16 protein-coding genes are annotated in these 21,238 nt (G+C 65.0%); 4 read left to right on the top strand and 12 right to left on the bottom strand.

The features are described from left to right. Positions 1-63: 63 nt before the first annotated feature. The 5 genes from IAG41_RS07270 to IAG41_RS07250 form a co-directional block, all read right to left on the bottom strand. The gene (locus IAG41_RS07270; RefSeq protein ID WP_187727972.1) at positions 64-2,421 is read right to left on the bottom strand and encodes a TIM-barrel domain-containing protein; all 2,358 of its coding nucleotides are present in this window, start codon (positions 2,419-2,421) and stop codon (positions 64-66) included. A 16-nt stretch (positions 2,422-2,437) separates the two neighbouring features. Further along, entirely contained in the window at positions 2,438-3,265 is an 828-nt protein-coding gene (locus tag IAG41_RS07265) for an amidohydrolase family protein (protein WP_187727971.1), read from the bottom strand. Continuing rightward, positions 3,262-4,518, bottom strand: coding sequence for an L-fucose:H+ symporter permease (gene fucP, locus IAG41_RS07260; protein WP_187727970.1), 1,257 nt, complete (start codon positions 4,516-4,518; stop codon positions 3,262-3,264). Before fucP ends, IAG41_RS07265 begins: the two co-directional genes overlap by 4 nt. Further along, the gene (locus IAG41_RS07255; RefSeq protein ID WP_187728576.1) at positions 4,515-6,062 is read right to left on the bottom strand and encodes an alpha-L-fucosidase; all 1,548 of its coding nucleotides are present in this window, start codon (positions 6,060-6,062) and stop codon (positions 4,515-4,517) included. Before IAG41_RS07255 ends, fucP begins: the two co-directional genes overlap by 4 nt. Before the next feature lie 71 nt (positions 6,063-6,133). Next, a complete protein-coding gene (locus IAG41_RS07250) occupies positions 6,134-6,931 on the bottom strand; it encodes an SGNH/GDSL hydrolase family protein (protein WP_187727969.1) in 798 nt (265 codons plus the stop codon). 170 nt (positions 6,932-7,101) lie between these two features. Here IAG41_RS07250 and IAG41_RS07245 point away from each other — a divergent pair, with 170 nt between their 5' ends. Continuing rightward, a complete protein-coding gene (locus IAG41_RS07245; RefSeq protein ID WP_187727968.1) occupies positions 7,102-7,905 on the top strand; it encodes an IclR family transcriptional regulator in 804 nt (267 codons plus the stop codon). Positions 7,906-7,926: 21 nt separating this feature from the next. Here IAG41_RS07245 and IAG41_RS07240 read toward each other — a convergent pair whose 3' ends face one another. Then, positions 7,927-8,955: an aldo/keto reductase gene (locus tag IAG41_RS07240; RefSeq protein ID WP_187727967.1), complete on the bottom strand. Its 1,029-nt coding sequence runs from the start codon at positions 8,953-8,955 to the stop codon at positions 7,927-7,929. Next, complete coding sequence (locus tag IAG41_RS07235; protein WP_187727966.1) at positions 8,952-9,317, bottom strand: L-rhamnose mutarotase; 366 nt, start codon at positions 9,315-9,317, stop codon at positions 8,952-8,954. The genes IAG41_RS07240 and IAG41_RS07235 overlap by 4 nt, the downstream gene beginning before the upstream one ends. A 224-nt stretch (positions 9,318-9,541) precedes the next feature. Between IAG41_RS07235 and IAG41_RS07230 the strand changes: the two genes are divergently transcribed. Continuing rightward, positions 9,542-10,834 (top strand): L-fuconate dehydratase, encoded by a 1,293-nt coding sequence (locus IAG41_RS07230; protein WP_187727965.1) that lies wholly within the window; start codon positions 9,542-9,544, stop codon positions 10,832-10,834. On the opposite strand, the gene IAG41_RS07225 is transcribed toward IAG41_RS07230, so the two are convergent. Further along, complete coding sequence (locus IAG41_RS07225) at positions 10,835-12,430, bottom strand: tryptophan halogenase family protein (RefSeq protein ID WP_187727964.1); 1,596 nt, start codon at positions 12,428-12,430, stop codon at positions 10,835-10,837. A 257-nt stretch (positions 12,431-12,687) separates the two neighbouring features. On the opposite strand from IAG41_RS07225, the gene IAG41_RS07220 reads away from it, so the two are divergent. Both IAG41_RS07220 and IAG41_RS07215 read left to right on the top strand, forming a co-directional pair. Further along, entirely contained in the window at positions 12,688-15,594 is a 2,907-nt protein-coding gene (locus tag IAG41_RS07220) for a TonB-dependent receptor (protein ID WP_187727963.1), read from the top strand. A 26-nt stretch (positions 15,595-15,620) separates the two neighbouring features. Beyond that, the gene (locus IAG41_RS07215; RefSeq protein WP_187727962.1) at positions 15,621-17,228 is read left to right on the top strand and encodes a DUF5597 domain-containing protein; all 1,608 of its coding nucleotides are present in this window, start codon (positions 15,621-15,623) and stop codon (positions 17,226-17,228) included. Between the two features lie 33 nt (positions 17,229-17,261). Here IAG41_RS07215 and IAG41_RS07210 read toward each other — a convergent pair whose 3' ends face one another. The 4 genes from IAG41_RS07210 to gnd are packed head-to-tail and all read right to left on the bottom strand — an operon-like array spanning position 17,262 to position 21,227. Then, entirely contained in the window at positions 17,262-18,008 is a 747-nt protein-coding gene (locus tag IAG41_RS07210) for an HAD-IIB family hydrolase (protein WP_187727961.1), read from the bottom strand. Continuing rightward, positions 18,005-18,820: a Cof-type HAD-IIB family hydrolase gene (locus IAG41_RS07205; RefSeq protein WP_187727960.1), complete on the bottom strand. Its 816-nt coding sequence runs from the start codon at positions 18,818-18,820 to the stop codon at positions 18,005-18,007. The genes IAG41_RS07210 and IAG41_RS07205 overlap by 4 nt, the downstream gene beginning before the upstream one ends. Further along, entirely contained in the window at positions 18,820-20,253 is a 1,434-nt protein-coding gene (gene zwf / locus IAG41_RS07200) for a glucose-6-phosphate dehydrogenase (protein WP_187727959.1), read from the bottom strand. Before zwf ends, IAG41_RS07205 begins: the two co-directional genes overlap by 1 nt. Then, the gene (gene gnd, locus IAG41_RS07195) at positions 20,250-21,227 is read right to left on the bottom strand and encodes a phosphogluconate dehydrogenase (NAD(+)-dependent, decarboxylating) (RefSeq protein ID WP_187727958.1); all 978 of its coding nucleotides are present in this window, start codon (positions 21,225-21,227) and stop codon (positions 20,250-20,252) included. The genes zwf and gnd overlap by 4 nt, the downstream gene beginning before the upstream one ends. Between the last annotated feature and the right edge of the window lie 11 nt (positions 21,228-21,238).

Below are 21,238 nucleotides of genomic sequence, written 5' to 3'. Positions count from 1 at the left end.
ACAGTGGATTTGCGGGGCGCGCTGGACTTTCGCCGGCGCCCCCGCCGTTCCTTGGACTTGGGTCTATTTCGCTGACCTTGCCGGCCCCGCGACCCGCACCAGCGGCTGCAATTCCTGCCCGGTCGGCAGCTTGCCCGACGCCGTGAGGCGGCCCGTTTTGTCGTCCCAGCGCAGCGTCGTGCGGGTGCCCGCACCCTTGCGATAGGCATTGGTCACGCCGTCATCGTCGTAGAGCGTGAAGGTCGCGTCGCGTCCGGGATAGACGCGGATCCCCTCGAGCGACTGGCGCGCCGAAGTGTTGGGTACCTGAACACCCATCGGCACGATCGAACCGGCGCGGACATAGAGCGGGATGCGGTCGATCGGCGCGGCGGCGGCGACCCATTGGCCGCCGGCGAGTTTCTCCTCGGTCCAATAGTCGTACCAATCGGTACCGGCTGGGAGGTAGACCCGCCGCGATGTCTGGCCCTGTTCGGTGACCGGCGCGACGAGGAAAGCGGGGCCAAACATATATTCGTCGCCCAGGTTCGCGACATTGGGGTCGTCCGGGAAATCCATGAACAGCCCGCGCATGAACGGCGCGCCGGTCTCATAGGTCTTGTAGCCGAGCGAATAGAGATAGGGAATCAGCGCGTAGCGGAGCTTCAGGAACTTCGCGAGGATCGGCTCCGCCGCGGCACCATATTCCCAGATCGCGGTCGCCGGACGCTGGCCGTGGATGCGCAGCGTCGGCGTGAATGTGTTGTAGGCGAACCAGCGGGTAAAGAGCTCGGGATAGTCGGTGTAGCTCGGGCTCATCGCGGTGGCGCCGGCGGGATCGAGCAGCACCGGGCGCTCGGCCTTGGGGCCGTTCGGCCACTGCCAGCCGCCGGTATCGCTGCTCCAATAGGCATGACCGCTGGCGGTGAAGTTGAGCCCGGTCGGAACCTGGCGCCGCAGCGCTTCCCAGCTTCCCTGGACATCCGACGACCAGAAGAGTCCGCCATTATGCTGCGTGCCGAGATAGGCGGCGCGCGCAAGGATCAGGTTGCGGAAGTTCGGGCGATCTTTCGCGGATCCTTCGGCGACGCTGCTGATGTGCACGAGCGGGTAGAGGTTGTGATAGCGGTCGCCCGATCCGATCGAATAGAAATTGCCGTCGGGGACCAGATCGGGCTCGGTCTCGTCGAGCCAGAACCAGTCGAAGCCCTGGCTGGCGATATTGTCGCGGATCTTCCCCCAGAACCACTCGCGCGCTTCCGGATTGGTGCTGTCGAGCAGCGCCCCGGCGCGGTCCGAGCGGACGGGCAGGCCGTCTACCGTGCTGCCGTCCTTGTCCTTCAGCAGCCAGCCCTTGGCGCTCAGCATGTTGAAATAGCGCGACTCCCGCTCGAAGCGTGGCCAGACGCTGATGATGCTGTGCATGCCCTGATCGTGGAGCTGCTTGTTCATCGCGGCAGGGTCGGGAAAATAGGTCCGATCGATGTCGAGCTGGCCCATCCGCGTCCAATAGAACCAGTCGAGCACCATCACGTCGAGCGGGTAGCCGCGGCTGCGATAGCCCTCGGCGATGCCGAGCAGTTCCTTCTGGCTCTCGTAGCGCGCCTTGCTCTGGATCAGGCCGAACGCGGCCTTGGGCGGCAGCGGCGTGTCGCCGGTCAGGCGGGCATAGCCCGCATAGATCTCGTCGGTGGTGGCGCCGGCGATGACGAAGAAGGAGACGCGCTCGCCGACCTCGGACTGCCAGTGCGTACTGCCGTGTAGGCCGGGCGAGACGGTGGTGGCGGAAGGGTTGTCCCAGACGATCGCGTAACCTTTGTTGGTGATCAGGAACGGAATGCACACGGTCTCGCCCGCAGGTGCATCGTAATTGTGACGGCAGTCGATCGTGCGGCCGCGCAGATCGAGCGACCCGGTGCTCTCCTGGTTCTGGCCGAGCCCGTAATAATGCTCGTCGGTAGGCGCGGCGAAGCTGGCGCCGACCTTAAACGTCTTCTCGCCGTTGACGGTGTGCGGCGCGAGCTCCCACCCATTCATCCGGGCGAGCTCGCGCCCGTCGGCGGCGCTGATCGCGATCGACACCGGCGGCAGCGATGGCACGAAATAGCGCTCCATCTGGCTCGGCGCCTTGGGCCAGGGCTGCGCGTTGACGGTAAGCGACAGGGCCGGGGAGGCGAAGACATCGCCGGTCGCGTCGACGCGGTGAGTCCAGCCCTCGGGGTCCGCTTTGCCGGTAATGCCGTAGCCGGGGGCAGCGTCCGAAAGCGCACGGTCCAGCGCAATGGTGACGCGCACGATGTTGGGCGCGTAGGGTTCGATCGCGACCTGGCTGCCGTGGCGGTCGACGGTCGCCATAGGCTGCGCGGCCGCGGCGAGCGGGGCGAACGCGACGCCGGCGGCGAGGATCGCGCGGCGCCAGATGGAGGCGGGGGCGTGGGTCATCGTGCGTCTTCCTTTTTCATGCGCGGGCGCGAAGTGGCTCGGCCCGGGCGAGGCCGTAGACGCGCCGGGCGTTGCCGCCGAACACGGCGTCGTGATGTTTCGGCGGGACCATCGCGCGCGCGCGATCGAGCCAACCGGCGTAATCGGTGGCGAGCGTCAGAACGGGCCAGTCGCTGCCCCAGATCAGCCGGCCCGGACCGAAGCAGCGCCACAGATGCGCGAATATCGGTTCGATCGCCTCGTTCCCCCGACCGGGGCGGAGTTCGGTCAACAGGCCGGACAACTTGCAGGCGATGTTGGGGTTGCGCGCGATCGATGCCATCGCATCTTCCCATCCGGCGCGGTTGGTCATGTCGGGCTTTGCGGCGTGATCGATGACGATCCGAAGGTTTGGGCGATGACTTGCCACGCGCTCGAGGGTCGCGAGATGTTGCGGGCGGATCAGTGCGTCGAAGACCAGACCGAGTTCGGCCATCGCGCGCAGTGCCAGGCCGTGCCTGGGATCGCACCAGTCCGGGCGCTGGTCCTGGAGCATTGGGCGCAGGCCGCGCAGCATCGGGTCTGATGCCAGCGTGCGGATCTGGGCATCGGCGTCGGGCGCCGCCAGGTCGACCCAACCGATGACACCCATGACGAGCGGATCGGCCGCCAATTGCAGCAGCCAGCGTGTGTCGGTGACATCCTCCTGGCTCTGGACCAGGATCACGCCCTGCATGCCGGCGGCGGTGGTCACTTGTCGGAGTTCGGCAAGTTCGACATCGCGGTAGATCGGCGCGAGGTCGGGGGTGGGCCAGGTGCAGCCATTCTGCCCGATCCGCCAGAGATGGACGTGCGCGTCGATCATGCGCGTGCGGCTCTCGCGGTGGCTCCGAATGCCATCACCACGGTGAAACAGGCGGCGGGCACCAGCATGGCATAGACAATCGATCCGCTCTGATCGGACACCCAGCCCATCAGCGCGGGGACGACGGCGCCGCCGATGATCGCCATCACCAGCAGCGCGGAGGCGGACTTGGTGCGGGCGCCGAGACCGTGGACCGACTCCGCGAAGATCGTCGGGTACATGATCGACATGAAGAAGCTGGAGGCGACCAACGCCCAGATACCGAGGATCCCGCCGATGAACGCGGCCAGGATGCACAGAATCGCGCCCAGCGCGGCAAAGCCCGTGAGCAGCGGCAAAGGTGCGATCCGCCCCATCAGGGCGGTGCCGGCGAAGCGGCCGATCATGAACACGACCAGCGAAATCGTCAGATAGCCGGCGGCGAGATGCTCGCCAGTGCCGGGCGCGGCGACCTGGGCATAGCGGATGAGGAAGCTCCATACGCCGACCTGTGCGCCGACATAGAAGAATTGCGCGACCACGCCGAGCATCACCCGGCGATTGCCGAGCAGCGCGCGGAAGTCGTCGACCGCACCGACGCCCTCGTCGACATCGCTTTCGGTGGCAATGGCGGGGAAGCGGGTGAGGCGGATGAGCAGCGCCCAGCCGAGCACGACAAGCGCGATCAGCAGATAGGGCATCTGCACGGCGGCGGCTTCAGCGGCGTTGTGTGCGGCGAGCGCGGCGGGGGTCATTCCGGCGACTTGATCGGGGGTGAGCGTTACCCCGGAAAGGATGAACTGGCTTCCGATCAGCACCCCGGTGATCGAACCGAGCGGATTGAATGCCTGGGCGAGATTGAGCCGGCGCGATGCGCTTTCCGGCGTGCCAAGGCGCGCGATCAGCGGGTTGGCGGAAGTCTCGAGAAAGGCGAGTCCACTGGCGATAATGAATAGCGATAGCAGGAAAAACGGATAGCTCTGCGCGCCCGCGGCCGGCCAGAACAGCAGCGCGCCGGCGCCGTACAGCCCGAGGCCGAGCAGCACCGCGGCGCGATAGCCCTTTGCACGCATGAACAAGGCGGCGGGAATCGCGAGGCAGAAATAGCCCAGATAGAAAGCCGACTGGACGAGCCCCGCCTGCAGATCGCTGAGCGTGAACAGCTTCTTGAAATGCGCGATCAGCACGTCGTTGAGATTGTTGGCGAGACCCCAGAGGAAGAAGAGGGCGACGATCAGCACGACCGGCAGCAATTTCCTGACAGTGTCGCTCATGCGAAGATTCCTCGTCCGTCGATGCGCACCACCGGCACGAAGCCTTCGCTTCGCGGTAGATCGAGGTGGAGTCCGGCGGCGTCCCGGCGGTGCCGAACCGGGCCGCCACCGAGCAGGGTGACGCGCTCGATCTCGCCCCGCCATTCGCCATGGGCTAGAGCCTTCACTGTTATGGGTTTGGAGGGCGGGGCGAGGAACAGCGCGTAGAGCGCCCCCTTGTTGGTGGTGAAACGGATATCTTCCGGCTGAAAGGGCTTGGCGGCGCCTTCGTTCTGCATTCCGGCCTGGAGGCGCGTCGGGCCTTCGCCGAAGATGCGCCACGGCCGCGAGCCAAAAATCGCTTCGCCATGGACCGCGATCCAGCCGGCCATGCCGTCGAGGATCTTCTCTTCCTCCGCGTCGATCGAACCGTCCCCAGGCTGGGGAATCGAGAGCAACAGATTGCCGTTCTTGGAGACGACATCGGCAAGCCGCTGGATCACCTGCTCGGCGGTCTTGTAGCTGCGGTCGCGAAGTCGGGCGACATTGTAGAACCAGTCGCCGATGCAGGTATCGGTCTGCCACGGCTCGTCCCAGAGATGATCGGAGAAGCCGCGCTCGACATCCTGGACCACGCCGAAGCGCTCGTGCGCCTTCAAATTCTTGGCGGTGACCACGACATCGATCTTGCCGTGCCATTCGATCGAGCGGTTGTAATAGTCCGCTATCGCCTCGAGCCCGACAGGGCCGAAGGGCAGGCCGTAATCGTCGAAATAGCAGAGATCGGGCTTGTACTTCGCGATCAGGTCGGTCTGACGCAGCAGCCATTGCCGGACGTAGCGCGCGTCGTCGGGCGGGCCGTGCTCCATCCACTGGCCGTCATTGGCGTCGTGCCATTTGTTCATCGCCTCGATGCTCTCGATCCCGTCGGGCACGACCATATGGCGGCCGGTATAGAGCTCCTGGGGATCGAGGCCGTCCCACCATTTGCCGCGGCCATCGGCTTTGGTCAGCTTGAACGCATCGTAGCGCTCGCCCTTGCGCGGCCCGGTCGGGTCATAGCCATAGCCGGGCTGGTACCAGTGCCAGGCATGCGCCGAATGATTGGACACGCCGAACTTGAGGCCCGCGCGGCGCGCGATCTTTTCCCACGTGCCGACCACGTCGCGTTTCGGGCCGATGCGCAACGCATTCCAGGCGTGATAGCGGCTGTCGTAGCAGTCGAAATTGTCGTGGTGATTGGCGAGCGTCATGAAATACTTGGCGCCTGCCTTCACATATCTGCGCATCAGCGCTTCGGGATCCCAGCGCTCGGCGGTCCAGCGATTGACGATCTCCATCATGCCGGTGTCGGCGGGATGACCGTAATTCTTCAGATGGTGCGCATAGTCCGGATGGCCCTGCATATAGAGAAAGCGGCCATACCAGTCGCCCTGTTCGGGCACCGACTGCGGCCCCCAATGCGCCCAGAGCCCGAGCTTGGCGTCGCGAAACCAGTCAGGATAGCGAAAATTGGCGATCAGCGAAGGCCAGCTGGCCTGCACAGGCCCGCGCGCCTGGCCCATCGGGCTGGCGGCCCGCGCCGCGCAGGCGGCGGCGAGCGCGGCGGCGCCGGCGAGGAAGCCGCGGCGACCGATCACCGGCGCTTGCCCAGGGTCGCGCGGATCGCCGCTTCGGCGAGCGGGCGCATCACGGCATAGCCTTGTTTCGTTGGATGCACACCGTCGGAAGCGAGGCCCGGCTTCATCGCGCCGTCCGGCTGCGCCATGGCACTGTGATAGTCGACATAAGTGAAGCCGCTGCGGCGGGCATAGGCCTGGAGCCACGCGTTTAGTTCGGCAATCTGCGGCGCGGGCCGCTTGGACGGGCTCCAGGGGAAGGCCTTGGCCGGCGGGATCGAGGCGAGGATCACTTTGATGCCATGCGCGCGGGCCAGCTCGGCCATGCTCTCGATATTGCCCTGCACGGTCTCGATCGTCGCTGCGCCGGTATTGCCGGCGACGTCGTTCGTGCCCGCCATGATGTGGACGGCCTGGGGATGGAGCGCGATCACGTCCTGGCGGAAGCGGACGAGCATCTGCGGCGTGGTCTGGCCGCTGATGCCGCGATCGACCAGGCCGTCGGTGAACATCGACGGATCGAGATTGATCCAGTTATCGGTGATCGAATCGCCCATGAAGACGACTCGCACGGGCTGCTTCACCTCTCGGTTGCTGGCGGCATAGCGGCAGAGCTGGCCGAAATCGCGGGTGAGCATGTGGAGATTCCACCGATGCCAGCCCTGGCCGTCGACCGGCATCGGATGCGCCGGGCAGGGATCGGCGACTATGCCGACCGGATCGTCGACGTGCGGATCGCCATCGACATTGGTCTGCGCGCTTGCCTGGCCGGCCAGCGCCAGCATGGCCGCTGCAAGGACGGCGATCCATTTCATTCGGCCTTTCCCCTCGGATATGACACCGGTCTCGTGCCGGCCGACCCGACGATAAGGGCGTATCGCGTCCTGCGCCACTGAAAAACACTTTCATAGGTGAACATTCTTGCCCGACGCTTCTTGTCGCATCCGCGCCGATCATGCATTCTCATGCGCAACCGGGAGGGATCATGGCGGGTACGAAGAACATTGGCGCGGAGAAGGAGGATGCGGTCGATTCCCGCTATCGCGCCCCAGCGCTCGAAAAGGGGCTCGACGTGCTCGAGCTGCTCGCCGCGGAATCCGAGCCGATGACCCTGACCGCGATCGTCAACCGGCTCGGGCGGTCGCATGGTGAGCTGTTCCGCATGGTCCAGGTGCTCGAATTCCGCGGCTATATCGAACAGGATCCGTCGAACGACGGCTATCGGCTGACCGACCGGCTCTTCTCGCTCGGCATGCAGCAGCCGCGCACGCGCAACCTGATCGAGCTGGCTCTGCCGGTCATGCGCCAGCTGGCGCTTTCGGTCGGGCAATCCTGCCACCTCGCGCTGCACACGCTGGGCGAGATGGTGGTGGTGGCGCGGATGGAATCGAGTGAGCAGCTCGGCTTCTCGGTCCGGGTCGGCTATCGCAGGCCGTTGCATCAGGCGGCGTCGGGCGCGGTGCTCTATGCCTTCCAGCCCGAAGACATCCGGCAGCGCTGGGAGAAGCTGTTCAACCCCCCGCTGTCCGAGGCGGATCTCGCCGAGTTCCGCGCGCATGCCGATGGCGTGCGCGAGCGGAAGGTCGAACTGACCCAGAGCAAGTTCGTCGCCGGCGTGACCGATATTTCGGCGCCGGTGATGCGGGGTGGCAGCGCGGCGGCAGCGCTTACCGTGCCCTATCTCAAGAAGCTCCAGCCCTCGATGGCGCCCAAGGACGCAGCCGTGCTCGTGCGCCAGGCCGCGGAGCGGATTTCGGACCAACTCGTCGAGGGCGACAGCCGGGTCTAGCCGCAATGCTCATGCCGTGACCTAGTCGGGAACTGGCGCCTGGGGATGCAGCAGCCCTTCGGCCTTGAGCTCCGCCCAGAGCGCCTGCGGGATCGGTGCCTGCGCCCGCGCGACAGTTTCGCGTACCTCATCCACGTTCGACAGGCCGGGGATGACGCTGGCAACCACGGGATGCGCGAGCACGAATTGCAGCGCCGCCGCGCCCAGCAGCACGTCATGCGCGGCGCAGATCTGCTGCAGCTTCCGGACGCGCTCGACTATCACGGCAGGGGCGGGGGCGTAGTTGTAGTGCGGTGTCGGCGGCAGGGTTCCGGTCGCAAGGATGCCCGAATTATAGGGGCCGCCGATCACCACCGAGATGTTGTTCGCCAGGCAGCGCGGGAACAACAGGTCGAGTGCCCCTTGCTCGAGCAAAGTATAGCGGCCGGCAAGCAGGATCACGTCGAGCTCGATGCGGTCCATCAGGTCGAGACAGATATCGATCTCGTTCACCCCGACCCCGATCGCGCCAATACTGCCTTCCTCGCGCAACCGGCGGAGCGCGCGGATTCCGCCGCCGGCAACAAGCTGATCGAGGCGGGCCGGGTGGCTGGCACCGTGCGTCGCGCTGTCGATGTCATGGACATAGAGGATGTCGATCCGGGCGAGGCCCAGCCGCTGGAGGCTGTCCTCGTGCGAGCGCAACACGCCGTCATAGCTGTAATCGAATACCGGTTCGAACGGCATCGGCGAGCGGTAGCCGTAGCGCTCCTCGGCCAGCGGCATACCACCGGCGACGGGCTCCAGCAGTCGCCCGACCTTGGTGGAAATGACCGTGTCCGGACGGCTTCGAACCGCATCGCCGACACGCCGCTCGCTCAGTCCGAAGCCGTAATAAGGCGCGGTGTCGACATAGGTGAGGCCGGCATCGAGCGCGGTATCGAGCGCGTCGCGCGCAGCCTGATCGCTGACCGCGCGATAGAGATTGCCGAGCGGCGCCGCGCCGAATCCCAGGCAGGGGACGGACAGGCCGATGCGCCCGATCGGTCGGCGAGGGAGCGTGCCGCTCATTGCTCTGCGAGGCTGAAGATACGCCGCATCGCGACCCATTTCTCGCCCTCCGTTGCGTGGGCGAGCGGCCGCTGGAAGCGCCACATCAATTTTTCCCACGCGGCGATTTCGAGCGGTTCGGGCATTGGGCGGGGATAGTCGGACGCGACTTCGGCGATCATCACCAGCCGGTCGCCGGTGCGCCAGATCTCCATCGCCTCGACGCCCTGCGCGCGGATATGCGCCACCACCTGCGGCCATACCGCGCCCGGTGAATGCCGCGCCTCATATTCGGCGATCAGTTCGGGGTCGTTCGCGACGTCCAGCGCGAAACACACGCGATGCGTCGAATTGCCCTCGCTACTGCCGGCCTGCCCCGCCATCTCGCCCTTCCTCACCCACTCGCCATTCGTGTCATTTCGTAGCTCGCGACGAATTATCACAAATGCAAACTTGCGCCAGTCGCAATTGGCAAATATGAAAACTAACAGCACCAGCGAAAGAGGTGCGCTAGTTTGCGGCCGCTGGTGCGGGCGCTGGAGCGGAAAAGGGCGATCCGGTCGATGCCGCACGGGATGCAGGGGAAGCAGCACGGCAGGCGCGCCGGATGACGACGATCACGAAGTTGCGCGTGCTTGACATCCGCTTCCCGACCTCGGATTTCCTCGACGGGTCGGACGCGATGAATCCGAATCCCGATTATTCGGCCGCCTATTGCATCCTCGAGACCGACCGGCCGGGGCTGCAGGGGCACGGGCTGACCTTCACCATCGGGCGCGGCAACGACATTTGCTGCGCAGCAATCGAAGCGCTCGCGCCGCTGGTCGAAGGTCTGGATCTCGACTGGATCCGCGAGGACGGCGCCCGCTTCTGGCGGCATGTGACCGGCGACAGCCAGCTGCGCTGGATCGGACCGGAAAAGGGCGTGATCCATCTCGCGACCGGTGCGGTGGTCAATGCGGTCTGGGACCTCTGGGCCAAGGCCGAGGGCAAGCCGCTGTGGCGGCTGATCGGCGACATGACTCCCGAGCAGATCGTCCGGCTGGTCGATTTCCGCTACATCACCGATTGCATCACGCCAGACGAGGCACTGGCGCTGCTGACCATGACTGCCGCCGGCAAGGCGGAGCGGATCGCCGATCTCGAGGCCGATGGCTATCCCTGCTACACCACTTCGGCCGGCTGGCTCGGCTATGACGATGCCAAGCTGGAGCGGTTGTGTCGCGAAGCGGTCGAACAGGGCTTCAACCATGTGAAGCTCAAGGTCGGCCGATCGCTGGGCGAGGATATCCGCCGTGCGACGATCGCCCGCGCGGTGATCGGACCCGATCGGGCATTGATGATCGACGCCAACCAGGTGTGGGAAGTCGGCGAGGCGATCGATTGGGTGAAGGCGCTCGATTTCGCCCAGCCCTGGTTCGTCGAGGAGCCGACCAGCCCCGACGATGTCGAGGGGCACCGCACGATCCGCGAGGCGGTCGCGCCGATCCGAGTCGCCTCGGGTGAGATGTGCCAGAACCGCATCGTCTTCAAGCAGTTCATCATGCGCGGCGCGATCGACGTCGTGCAGATCGACGCGTGCCGACTGGGCGGTGTCAACGAGGTCCTGGCGGTGATGCTGATGGCCGCCAAATATGGCCTGCCGGTATGCCCGCATGCCGGCGGGGTCGGGCTGTGCGAATATGTGCAGCACCTGTCGATGATCGACTATCTGTGCATCTCCGGCACCAAGGAGGGCAGGGTGGCCGAATATGTCGATCACCTGCACGAGCATTTCGTGCACCCGTCCGAGGTTCGCATGGGCGCCTATCGCGTGCCACGCGCGCCGGGCTTCTCGATCGAGATGAAACCGGCGACGCTCGCGGCCTTCGCGCACGATCGCAAGGCCGCGGCGGCCTGATCAGCGCGACAGGGTTGTCGTCACAAATCCGCGCGCAGAGGCGCTTTCGATTTTCGGAGGCGGCGCGGCCTGGCCGCCCGGAGGCACGGTCGACGCGCCATAGGCGCAATTGTCCGCAATGAATTCGGAGTGCCGGGGCATGGCCTGGGCGCCGCGCCCGATCGCTGCGCGTATGCGCGGGAGCAGGGTACGAAGCTTTTCGAGCGGCACCGCATCGGCAAGCGGATCGTAGCCACGGGGCGGAATCCCCTGTCCGTCGAGCACTGCCAACCAGCTAGATTCGCCGAAAAGCTCGTCGTCGATCCGGAAAAGGCGGGCATGGTTGCGCCATAGCGCCAGCTTCTCCCGGAGCGTGTCGGGCAGTGCCATGGTGCGGCACTGCGCCCAGAGCGGCTCGGGGCGCTGGTTGGCGTGATAGTGGAGGATCAGGAAGTCGCGAATCCGCTCATATTCGATCGCGGTCGAGCGGTTGTAATAGTCGATATCGGCCTGGTTGAAGTCGCGATCCGGGAACAGGTTGAGCAGCTTCGAGATGCCGGTCTGGATCAAATGGATGCTGGTCGATTCGAGCGGCTCCATGAACCCGGAGGCGAGGCCGAGCGCGACGACGTTGCGGTTCCAGAATTTGCGGCGCTTGCCGGTGACGAAGCGGAGCTTGTTCGGCTCGGCCAGCACTTCGCCATCGAGATTCGCGCGCAGGATCGTCTCGGCCTCGTCGTCCGACATGAACGCGCTCGAATAGACATGGCCGTTTCCGGTCCGGTGCTGGAGCGGGATGCGCCATTGCCAGCCCGCCGCATGTGCAGTGGAGCGCGTGTACGGTGTTGGCTCGCCGGCGCTGGCGCAGGGGAGCGCGATCGCGCGATCGCAGGGCAGCCAGTGCGTCCATTCGTCATAGCCGCTTTTCAGCGCGCCCTCGATCAGCAGACCGCGAAAGCCCGAGCAATCGATGAAGAAGTCCGCTTCGTGCACCTCGCCACTTTCGAGCCGCACGCCCGAGACGAAGCCGTTGGCGTGCATCAGGACCTCGGCGACGCGGCCTTCGCTGCGTACCACGCCGGCCGCCTCGGCATAGTCGCGCAACAGCTTGGCATAGAGGCCGGCGTCGAAATGATAGGCGTAAGCAAGGTTGGACAGCGTGTTCTTTGGGTCGGGCGAGGGGCGGCAGAATTTACCCATCGCGGCCGCGATCGTCGGCAGGCTGTATTCGGCGAGTGCGCCGGACAGCTCCGGACTATCATGGCGCAGGCGAAGCCAATATTGATGGAAGGGCAAAGTCTCGATGTCGGCGCCGTAGCGGCCGAACGGGTGGAAATATTCCGAGCCCTGCGTGCTCCAGTTCCGGAACTGGATACCCAGCTTGAAGGTCGCGCGCGTACGGCGGACGAAATCGTCCTCGTCGAGGCCCAGCATCTGATTGAAATGCAGAATCGGGGGGATGGTCGCCTCTCCCACGCCGACGGTGCCGATCGCCTCCGACTCGACGAGCCGGGTCTGGATGGTCGGGGGAAGGCTGCGCGCGAATGCAGCAGCCGCCATCCAGCCTGCGGTGCCCCCGCCGACGATCAAAAGCTTGCGTATTGGCCGCTCGGTCATCCGTCTTCTCCCGCCCTTCGGCTAGCACCACAGCGACGGCGGGCCAACCCGTCAGTTTTCATATGTGGTTCATTTTTTCGTAGACGAGCATGAAGCGCGGTGATAGCGCTACCTTCCAGAAACACTCGGGCGGCTGCCTTGCGGCCGACATCCGGGGATGGGGAGGGCCTGCGGCCGACAACGTTGCCGTAGAAAACTCCCCGATTGGCTGAGCCAGAACAGCGAACTCAGTTCGCGCCTGGAAGAGGGAGGGTTTAATGCGGAATTCCACGGATCAACTGGCGACGGGGTTGCGGCGGGGCCTGCTGCTCGGCGCCTCGCTGATCGCTATGGGCATGGCGGAGCCGGCGCTGGCGCAGACTTCCAGCGAACCGGAAGCGACGCCAGCCGACCAGAGCGTTCCCGCGAAAGCATCGGACGATCAAGGCGATGAAGACGAGCAGGGCATCATCGTCACCGGCCTGCGCGCGTCGCTGGCATCGGCGCAGTCGATCAAGATGAACAGCGGCCAGTTCGTCGATTCGATCACCGCGATCGACATCGGCAAGCTGCCCGACAGCAACGTGTCCGAAGCGCTGCAGCGCATCTCGGGCATCCAGATCACCCGCAACCGCGGCGAAGGCTCGAGCATCGCGATCCGCGGCCTGACGCAGGTTCGCACCGAAGTGAACGGGCGCGACAGCTTCGGCGCCAGCGGTGGACGCTCGCTGAGCTTCGAGGATGTGCCGTCCGAGCTTCTCGCCGGCATCGATGTCTACAAGAATCCCAACGCCGAGCTGATCGAGGGCGGCGTCGGCGGCCTGGTCAACCTGCGCACGCGCATGCCGTTCGACCAGTCCGGGCTGCTCGTCTCGGGCACGGTCGGCCTCAACTATTATGATCTGATCGACGACAGCCGGTTCAACGCATCGTTGCTGGTCAGCAACAAGTGGAACACCGGCATCGGTGAGATCGGCGTGCTGGTCGATCTATCCTATTTCGAAGGCGCATTCCGGTCGGACGACATCACGATCGAGCCCTATTTCGACCGGACCGACGTACCCGGCCATGTCGGCCAGACCCTTTCGGTGCCCGACGGCGCCGGAATCGGCATCACCTTCGGCCAGCGCAAGCGCAAGGGCGCCTATGCGGCGGTGCAATGGGCACCGGCCAACAATCTGGAATTCTACGGTCAGTATTTCCGCACCGATTATACGATCGAGACGCCCAACTACACGTCGTTCGTCACCTGCGGCACCGATGTGAACTGTGCTACCAACACGATGACGCTGAACGGGCCGTTCCAGTTCGATGGCGACGGTAACTTCGTCAGCGGCAGCTTTGGCGGCTTCGGCGCGACGGCGAACAACTCGCAATATACCAAGAACCGCTCGATCACCGCCGACTATTCGGCGGGCTTCAAATGGGGTGTTTCGGACCATCTGAAGGTCAATGGCGACTTCCAGTACATCGACAGCAGCGCCGAGAACCGCAGCTTCACCACCTTCCCGCAGCAGGATGGCGGTAGTTTCTCGCTCGATCTCTCCGGCGACCTGCCGAAGATCAGCTTCGGTCCGGGTGCCACCAATCCGACGAACTATTACATCATCGCGCTGATGGACCATCTCGAGGACAGCAACGCGCATGAATATGCCGGCCGCCTCGATCTGGAATGGGATTTCGACGAGGGCAGCCCGCTCCAGTCCTTCACCGCGGGCGTGCGGTACACCGACCGTTCGGCGATCAACCGCAGCACGCCCTATAACTGGCAGTTCCTGTCAGCCCCCTGGGGCGGGAACGCCAATACGCCGCCAAATCAAGGCCTCGGGCTGGCCAATTACGCGATCAGCAACCCGTTCGACTCGACCTTCTTCTACGGCAAGGGCACCGGCGTGGTTGGCGGGGTTCCGTTCTACAACTGGACGTCGCTCCAGAATGGCGGTGCGACCTTCCTGGCGCTGTCGCAGGCGGCGGGTGCATCCTGTTGCGGACCCTATCCTCGCACCCTGATCGACTACACCACCCAGGACATCAACACGCAGTCGGAAAAGACCTATACCGGCTATGCGATGTTGCGCTTCGACTTCGCGCGCGGCGGCGGCAGTTTCCCGCTCGACGGCAATATCGGCGTCCGCGTGGTGCAGACCAAGGCGGAGGCTGCCGGGTCCTATCGCCTGTCCTATCACCCGGGAGCGCTCGCGGCGAACCCGGTCACGATCGACACGCCGTTTGGCGGCGACCAAGACTATACCGAGTTCTTGCCCAGTCTGAACTTGCGGTATCACCTCACCGACAAGCTGCAGCTCCGTGCCGCCGCGTCGCGCGGCCTGTCGCGCCCGCCTTTCTACGATATGCGGGCGATCTTCAACGTCACGCAGAACGCGAACTTCAATCCCAACAAGACGATCACGCCGGGCGGTGCATCATGCTCGACCGTGACGCCGGCAACTGGTCCCGATAGCTGTTTCGACGTGACCTATACGGGCAATGGCGGCAATCCGAATCTCAAGCCGCTGACGACCAACCAGGCGGACGTCGCGATCGAATGGTATCCGAGCAGTTCGTCGATGCTCTACGGCACTTTGTTCTACAAGAAGGTCAAGAATTTCGAGACCACCGCGATCGAGAACAGCAGCTTCACCGTGCCCGGCTATGGCGATCAGACCTTCCAGTTGACCACTCAGGTCAATGGCGACACCGGCACGATCAAGGGCTTCGAGGTCGGCGGCAACACCTTCTTCGGTTTCCTGCCATCGCCCTTCGACGGGTTCGGCGTGCTGGCCAACCTCACCTATGTCGACTCCAAGGCGCCGAGCCTGATCTCGTTCGACGCCAATGGCCGGCCGCTGCAGACGCCGCTCCAGGGGCTCTCGAAGTGGAGCTACAATTTGATCGGCTTCTACGAGAAATACGGCTTCACCGCGCGTGCGGCGTATAATTGGCGCGACGACTATCTCGATACGGTGAACGGGAACGGTACGGGTGCGGTGCCGATCTATCGCCGTGCTTATGGACAGCTCGATGCCAGCCTGTCCTATGACTTCAGCCGGCACGTCTCGGTGACGCTGGATGCGGTGAACCTGCTCCGGCAGCGCAAGGAGAGCTACCAGGCGGTCCCCGAGCATCCGCGCGATTTCCTGCAGGAGGATCGCCGTATCGGCGTGAGCCTGCGGTTGCGCAACTGATCCGAACACGGGCACTCAGGGCGACGATGATCCGCGCTGCTTTCACCGCCGCCGCCCTTTTCTGCGCCGCCGCTTTTCCTTCTGCGGCGGCGCAGGAAGTCCCACACGTCGTCTCGAAGGACGGCCGCCACGCGTTGATCGTCGACAGCGGGCCGTTCCTGATGCTGGGCGCGCAGGTCAACAATTCGAGCAACTATCCCGCGATGCTGCCCAAGGTGTGGCCGGTAATCGACCAGATCCAGGCCAACACGCTGCAGGTGCCGATCGCCTGGGAGCAGATCGAGCCCGAGGAGGGGAAGTTCGACTTCTCGTTCCTCGACACGCTGCTCAAGCAGGCGCGCGAGCATGACGTGCGGTTGGTGCTGCTGTGGTTCGCCACCTGGAAGAATACCGGCACCGCTTATGCCCCGCGCTGGGTGAAGCTCGACGGCAAGCGCTTTCCGCGCATGATCGATGGCAAGGGCAAGACGCATTATGCCTTCACCCCGCTCGGCCGCACCACGCTGGAGGCGGACAAGAAGGCGTTCGTCGCGCTGATGACCCATCTGCGGGCGGTCGATCCGCAGAATACCGTGATCATGATGCAGGTCGAGAATGAGGCGGGCAGCTATGGCAGCGCGCGCGACCACTCGCCCGCCGCCGACAAATTGTTCGCCGGGCCGGTGCCGGCGGTTCTACTCAAGCAGACCGGCAAGAAGCCCGGCAGCTGGGTGGGGGTCTATGGCCGCGACGCCGAGCTGTTCTTCCACAGCTGGTACGTCGCCCGCTACATCGACGAGGTTGCGACGGCGGGGAAGGCGGTCAAGCCGCTGCCGATGTACGCCAATGCCGCGCTCACCTCGAACCCGTTCATCTGGCAGGATCCCAACACCTATGCCAGCGGCGGCCCGGCGCACACCGTGATCGATGTGTACAAGGCCGCCGCGCCGCATCTCGATGCGATCGGCCCCGACATCTACAATCCCGATCACAAGCAATATCTCGGTTTCCTCGATGCCTATGCGCGCGCCGACAATCCGCTGTTCGTGCCCGAGACCGGCAATGCCCGCTCCTATGCGCGCTATTTCTTCCCGACGATCGGGCGCGGCGCGATCGGCTGGTCGGTGTTCGGCATGGATGCGACCAAATATTCGAACTTTCCCCTGGGTGCGCGTCAGCTCGATCCCGAGACGCTGGCGCTGTTCGAGCGCAATTACCGTCTGTTTCGTCCGATGCAGCGCGAATGGGCGCGGCTCGCCTTCGAAGGCAAGGTGTGGGGCGTCGCCGAACCCACCGATCCCGATGCCAAGCATAGCCAGCGGCTTGATCTCGGTCGGTATACGGCCAATGTCACTTTCGGGCGCCCGCAATTCGGTGTCGAACCGCCCAAGGGTAATGCCGAACCGGTCGGCGGCCTGGCGGTCGCCCAGCTCGGGCCGGACGAATATCTGGTCACCGGATTCGACGCCCGCATCGAGTTCGGCCTGAAGGACGCAAGTGGCGGCAATCTCATCTTCGACCGCGTCGAGGAGGGGCATTTCGACCGTGGGAAATGGGTATTCGAGCGCGTCTGGAACGGTGACCAGACCGATTATGGCCTCAATTTCACGTCGGTCCCGCAGGTGTTGCGCGTCAAGCTCGGCACCTGGCGATAGCCATTGCTTGGACGTCGGCGACCCGGCACTGGACTATTTCAGGCAGGCGATGATTCCAGTGATCACGCTCATTGTCTCGGCAACGTCTCGCACTGCGATCGTGTCGATGCCGGCCTGCGCGACGGGATAGTCGTTTCCGCCCGGATAGATGGCATCGCCGAGGAACAGTGTCGCGTCCGGCGTGATGCCGCTACTCTCGAAAAGGCGCCGCATGCCATAGGCCTTGTCGACGCCCTTGCGGGTGATATCGATCGAGGTCGAACCGCCGATATTGATCGAAAGATCCGGCAGCTGGGCCTGCAACGCCGCCTGCAGCCGCTTGCGCTTGGCGAAATCCGGATCCCATGCCTGCTTCGCGTCGAGCGGCGCCTGCTGCCCAAGACCCGAGAAGGTGATCTGGCTGCCGCGATCCTCGATGCGTTCGCCCCAGCTCTTTGCTTCGGTCAGGCCCTGTTCGTGCGACCCCTTGTCTAGCGCCGCACGGATTGCCGCGCTTTCCTGCGGTGAGAAATTGTCGGCATAGACCCGTTGCCATTGGCCGCCCTCGAACCGGAACAGCTTGGTGCCGGTGGTAGGCAGGACGAACAGCCTGGTGAGATCGGCATCGGCGGGCAGGCGCGAGACCAGCTGTGTCTCGAACTGCGGCCAGTCGCCACCCGAGATCACCGCGACCCTCGCGACGTCCAGCAGCCGGCCGAGCAGAACCGCCATGGGCTCGCCGAGCGGCTGTTTGCTTTCGGCCAGAGTCCCGTCGAGGTCGAATGCGATCAGGTGCTTCATTCGGTGAACGCCGGCAAGATGAAGCGGGCGATGGCATCGGCGACGCCGTCTTCTTCGTTCGAGCGGGCGACATGGGTCGCCGCGGCGCGGACCGCCTCGGGCGCCTGGCCCATCGCGACCGACAGCGCCGCGCGCGCGAACATCGGCAGGTCGTTGTGCTGGTCGCCGAGCACGGCCACCGCCGAAAGCGGCACGCCGTACGCCGCAGCGAGCGCCGTGACGCCATCACCCTTGTTGGCGCGCGGCGCGGTTACATCGAGATAATAAGGCTGCGAGCGCGCGACATTGGCACCGTCGCCCAGCACAGCCCGCGTCTCGCCCTCGATCATTGCGAGCAGAGCGTGATCCTCGCTGACGCCGACCAGCTTGTCGACCCGGTCGAGCAGGGTTGCGAAGTCCGTATCGAAGATCGGCTCGAGATTGGCAGCGCGTCGTTCGCGTGGGAGATGGGAATTGGTGCGATCGCGGGCATACCATTTGCCGTTGGTGAACAGCCATGGCGTCACGCCCGGCTGGTCGAGCAGCGCGAGAGCGCGAGCGGCGGCAGCGGGATCGAGATGATCGGCCGACAGGACCAGCCCGCCCGGCATGACGAGGGTGCCGCCGTTGAATGCGCCGATCGGCCCGTCCAGACCAAGCGTTTCGGCGATCCACAGCATGCCGCAGGGCGGCCGGGCGCTGATCAGGCTCATCATGATCCCTGCCTTGCGGACACGCCTCGCAGCGGCGACCACGCCCTCCGACAAGGTCTTGTCGTTGCGAACCAAGGTCCCGTCGATATCGGAGACCAATAGGCGGATTGGATCGGGCATCAGGCCAGCTCGCTCCAACAGCGGCCGTCGCGCGCGATCAGCGCATCGGCACCGGCCGGGCCGGCACTCCCGGCGGCATAGCCTTCGGGTTCGCCGGCGCGCCACGCGTCGAGCAAGGGCTGCACCACGCGCCAGCCGCCCTCGATCTGGTCCGCGCGCTGGAACAAAGTCTGGTCGCCGGTCAGCACGTCGTAGAGGAGCGTCTCATAACCGGTCTGGTGGCCGACGGCGAAGCGATCGGCATAGTGGAAGTCCATGCTGACCGGCGCGGTCTCCATCACCGGTCCCGGCACCTTGGCGACGAATTCGAGGCTGAGCCCTTCGTTCGGCTGAAGCTGGAGGCGCAGGCGGTTTCCCCATGGACAACCGGCGGCCTTGGTGCCCCGGAACAATGCGATCGGCACGTCGCGGAACTGGACAACGATCTCGGTATCGCGCGCGGTCAGTCCCTTGCCGGTGCGCAGGTAGAAGGGCACGCCCGACCAGCGCCAGGTCTCGACCTGCACCTTGAGCGCGGCGTAGGTTTCGGTGCGGCCGGTGGGGTCGACCTCAGCTTCTTCGAGATAGGCCGCGACCGGCTTGCCTGCAATCGTGCCCGCCTCGTAGCGGCCGCGCACTGCGTCCTCGGGAGGCACCGGCTTGGCGGCGGCAATCACCTTGGATTTTTCGGTGCGGATCGCGTCGGCATCGAAGCTGTTCGGCGGTTCCATGCCAATCAGCGCCAGTAACTGGAACAGATGGTTCGGCACCATGTCGCGCAGCGCGCCGGTGGAATCGTAGAATTTGCCGCGGGTGCCGACGGTGACGGCCTCGGCCGCGGTGATCTGGACGTGATCGATGTAGCGATTGTTCCACACCGCCCCGAGCATCACGTTGCCGAAGCGCGCCACCATGATGTTCTGGACCGTTTCCTTGCCGAGGAAATGATCGATCCGGTAAATCTGCTGTTCCTCGGCGCGAGCGAGAATGCGTGCGTTGAGCGCCTGGGCGGAGGTGAGATCGTGGCCAAACGGCTTTTCGATCACCACGCGGCGGAAGCCGGCGCCCTCGTCGAGCAGGCCGGCATCGGCGAGTGCGTCCACCACGGGACCGAAGAAATTGGGCGCGGTCGCCAGATAGAAGACGGCGTTGCCCTTCACGCGTTCGGCGAGGGCGGCGAAGGTGGAGGCCTGCTCGAAATCGCCCTTCAGATAAGCGACACGGTCGCGCAGCTTCGACCAGCTGTCTTGATCCTCGATGAAATCGTCGAGCGCCTCACGAAGGGCGTCGTCATCGGCATCGTGGTGGCTGACGCCGAGGATGGTCGTCGCCTCGTCGATCAGGCCGTCGCGCGAGAGATTGACGAGCGCCGGCACCAGCAGGCGCCGGGCGAGATCGCCCATCGCGCCGAAGATCACCAGGGTCGCGGCAGGCGCGCGGGGCGCGTCGCTCACTGCGGCATCTCAACATGGCCTCCGAAGCCGAAGCGCATCGCGGAGAGGAGCTTATCGCCGAACGTGTGATCGACGCGGCTGCGATAGCGCGCGAACAATGCCGCGGAGAGCACATAGGCTGGCACTGCCTCTTCCATCGCCGCGTCGATCGTCCACTGGCCTTCTCCGGAATCGGAGACGTGCCCGGTGAATTGCTCGAGCATCGGATCCTTGACGAGGCCAATCGCGCAGAGATCGAGCAGCCAGGACGAGATGACGCTGCCGCGGCGCCAGACTTCGGCGACATCGGGCAGGTTGATCTGGAACTGCTCCTCAGGCGGGAGCTTTTCGGATGCCTTGCCCTTCAGGATGTCGAAACCCTCGGCATAGGCCTGCATCAGGCCATATTCGATGCCGTTATGGACCATCTTGACGAAATGGCCGGCACCCGAGGGGCCGGCATGGATATAACCGCGTTCGGCGCGGTCGCCGGGCGTGTTACGCCCCGGCGTGCACGGGATCGAGCCATAGCCAGGCGCCAGCGTATCGAAGATCGGATCGAGTAGGTCGACCGTCTCCTTGTCGCCGCCGATCATCATGCAATAGCCGCGTTCCAGCCCCCAGACGCCACCCGAGGTGCCGACATCGACATAATGGAGCTGGTTTTCCCTTGCCGCTGCGGCGCGGCGGATATCGTCCCGGTAGAAGGTGTTGCCGCCGTCGATGATGATGTCGCCGGGTTCGGTCAGCTCCATCAGGCGATTGACGGTATCCTCGGTCGGGGCGCCGGCCGGCAGCATCACCCAGAAGATGCGGGGCGCCGCGAGTTTCGCGACGACATCCTCCAGCGACGTGGCGGCGGTGGCGCCTTCTCCGGCCAGCTCGGCGACTGCCTTGGCGTCCCGATCGAACGCGACGATCTCGTGTTTGCCGAGCATCAGCCGGCGCGCGATATTGGCACCCATCCGGCCGAGGCCGATCATCGCAAGACGCATGGCATTTCCTT

The organism is Sphingomonas sp. JC676, from assembly GCF_014489075.1.
GTDB lineage: Bacteria > Pseudomonadota > Alphaproteobacteria > Sphingomonadales > Sphingomonadaceae > Sphingomonas.
The sequence above is the reverse complement of the archived record's forward strand: the minus strand, read 5'-3'. Positions and strand labels throughout refer to the sequence as shown.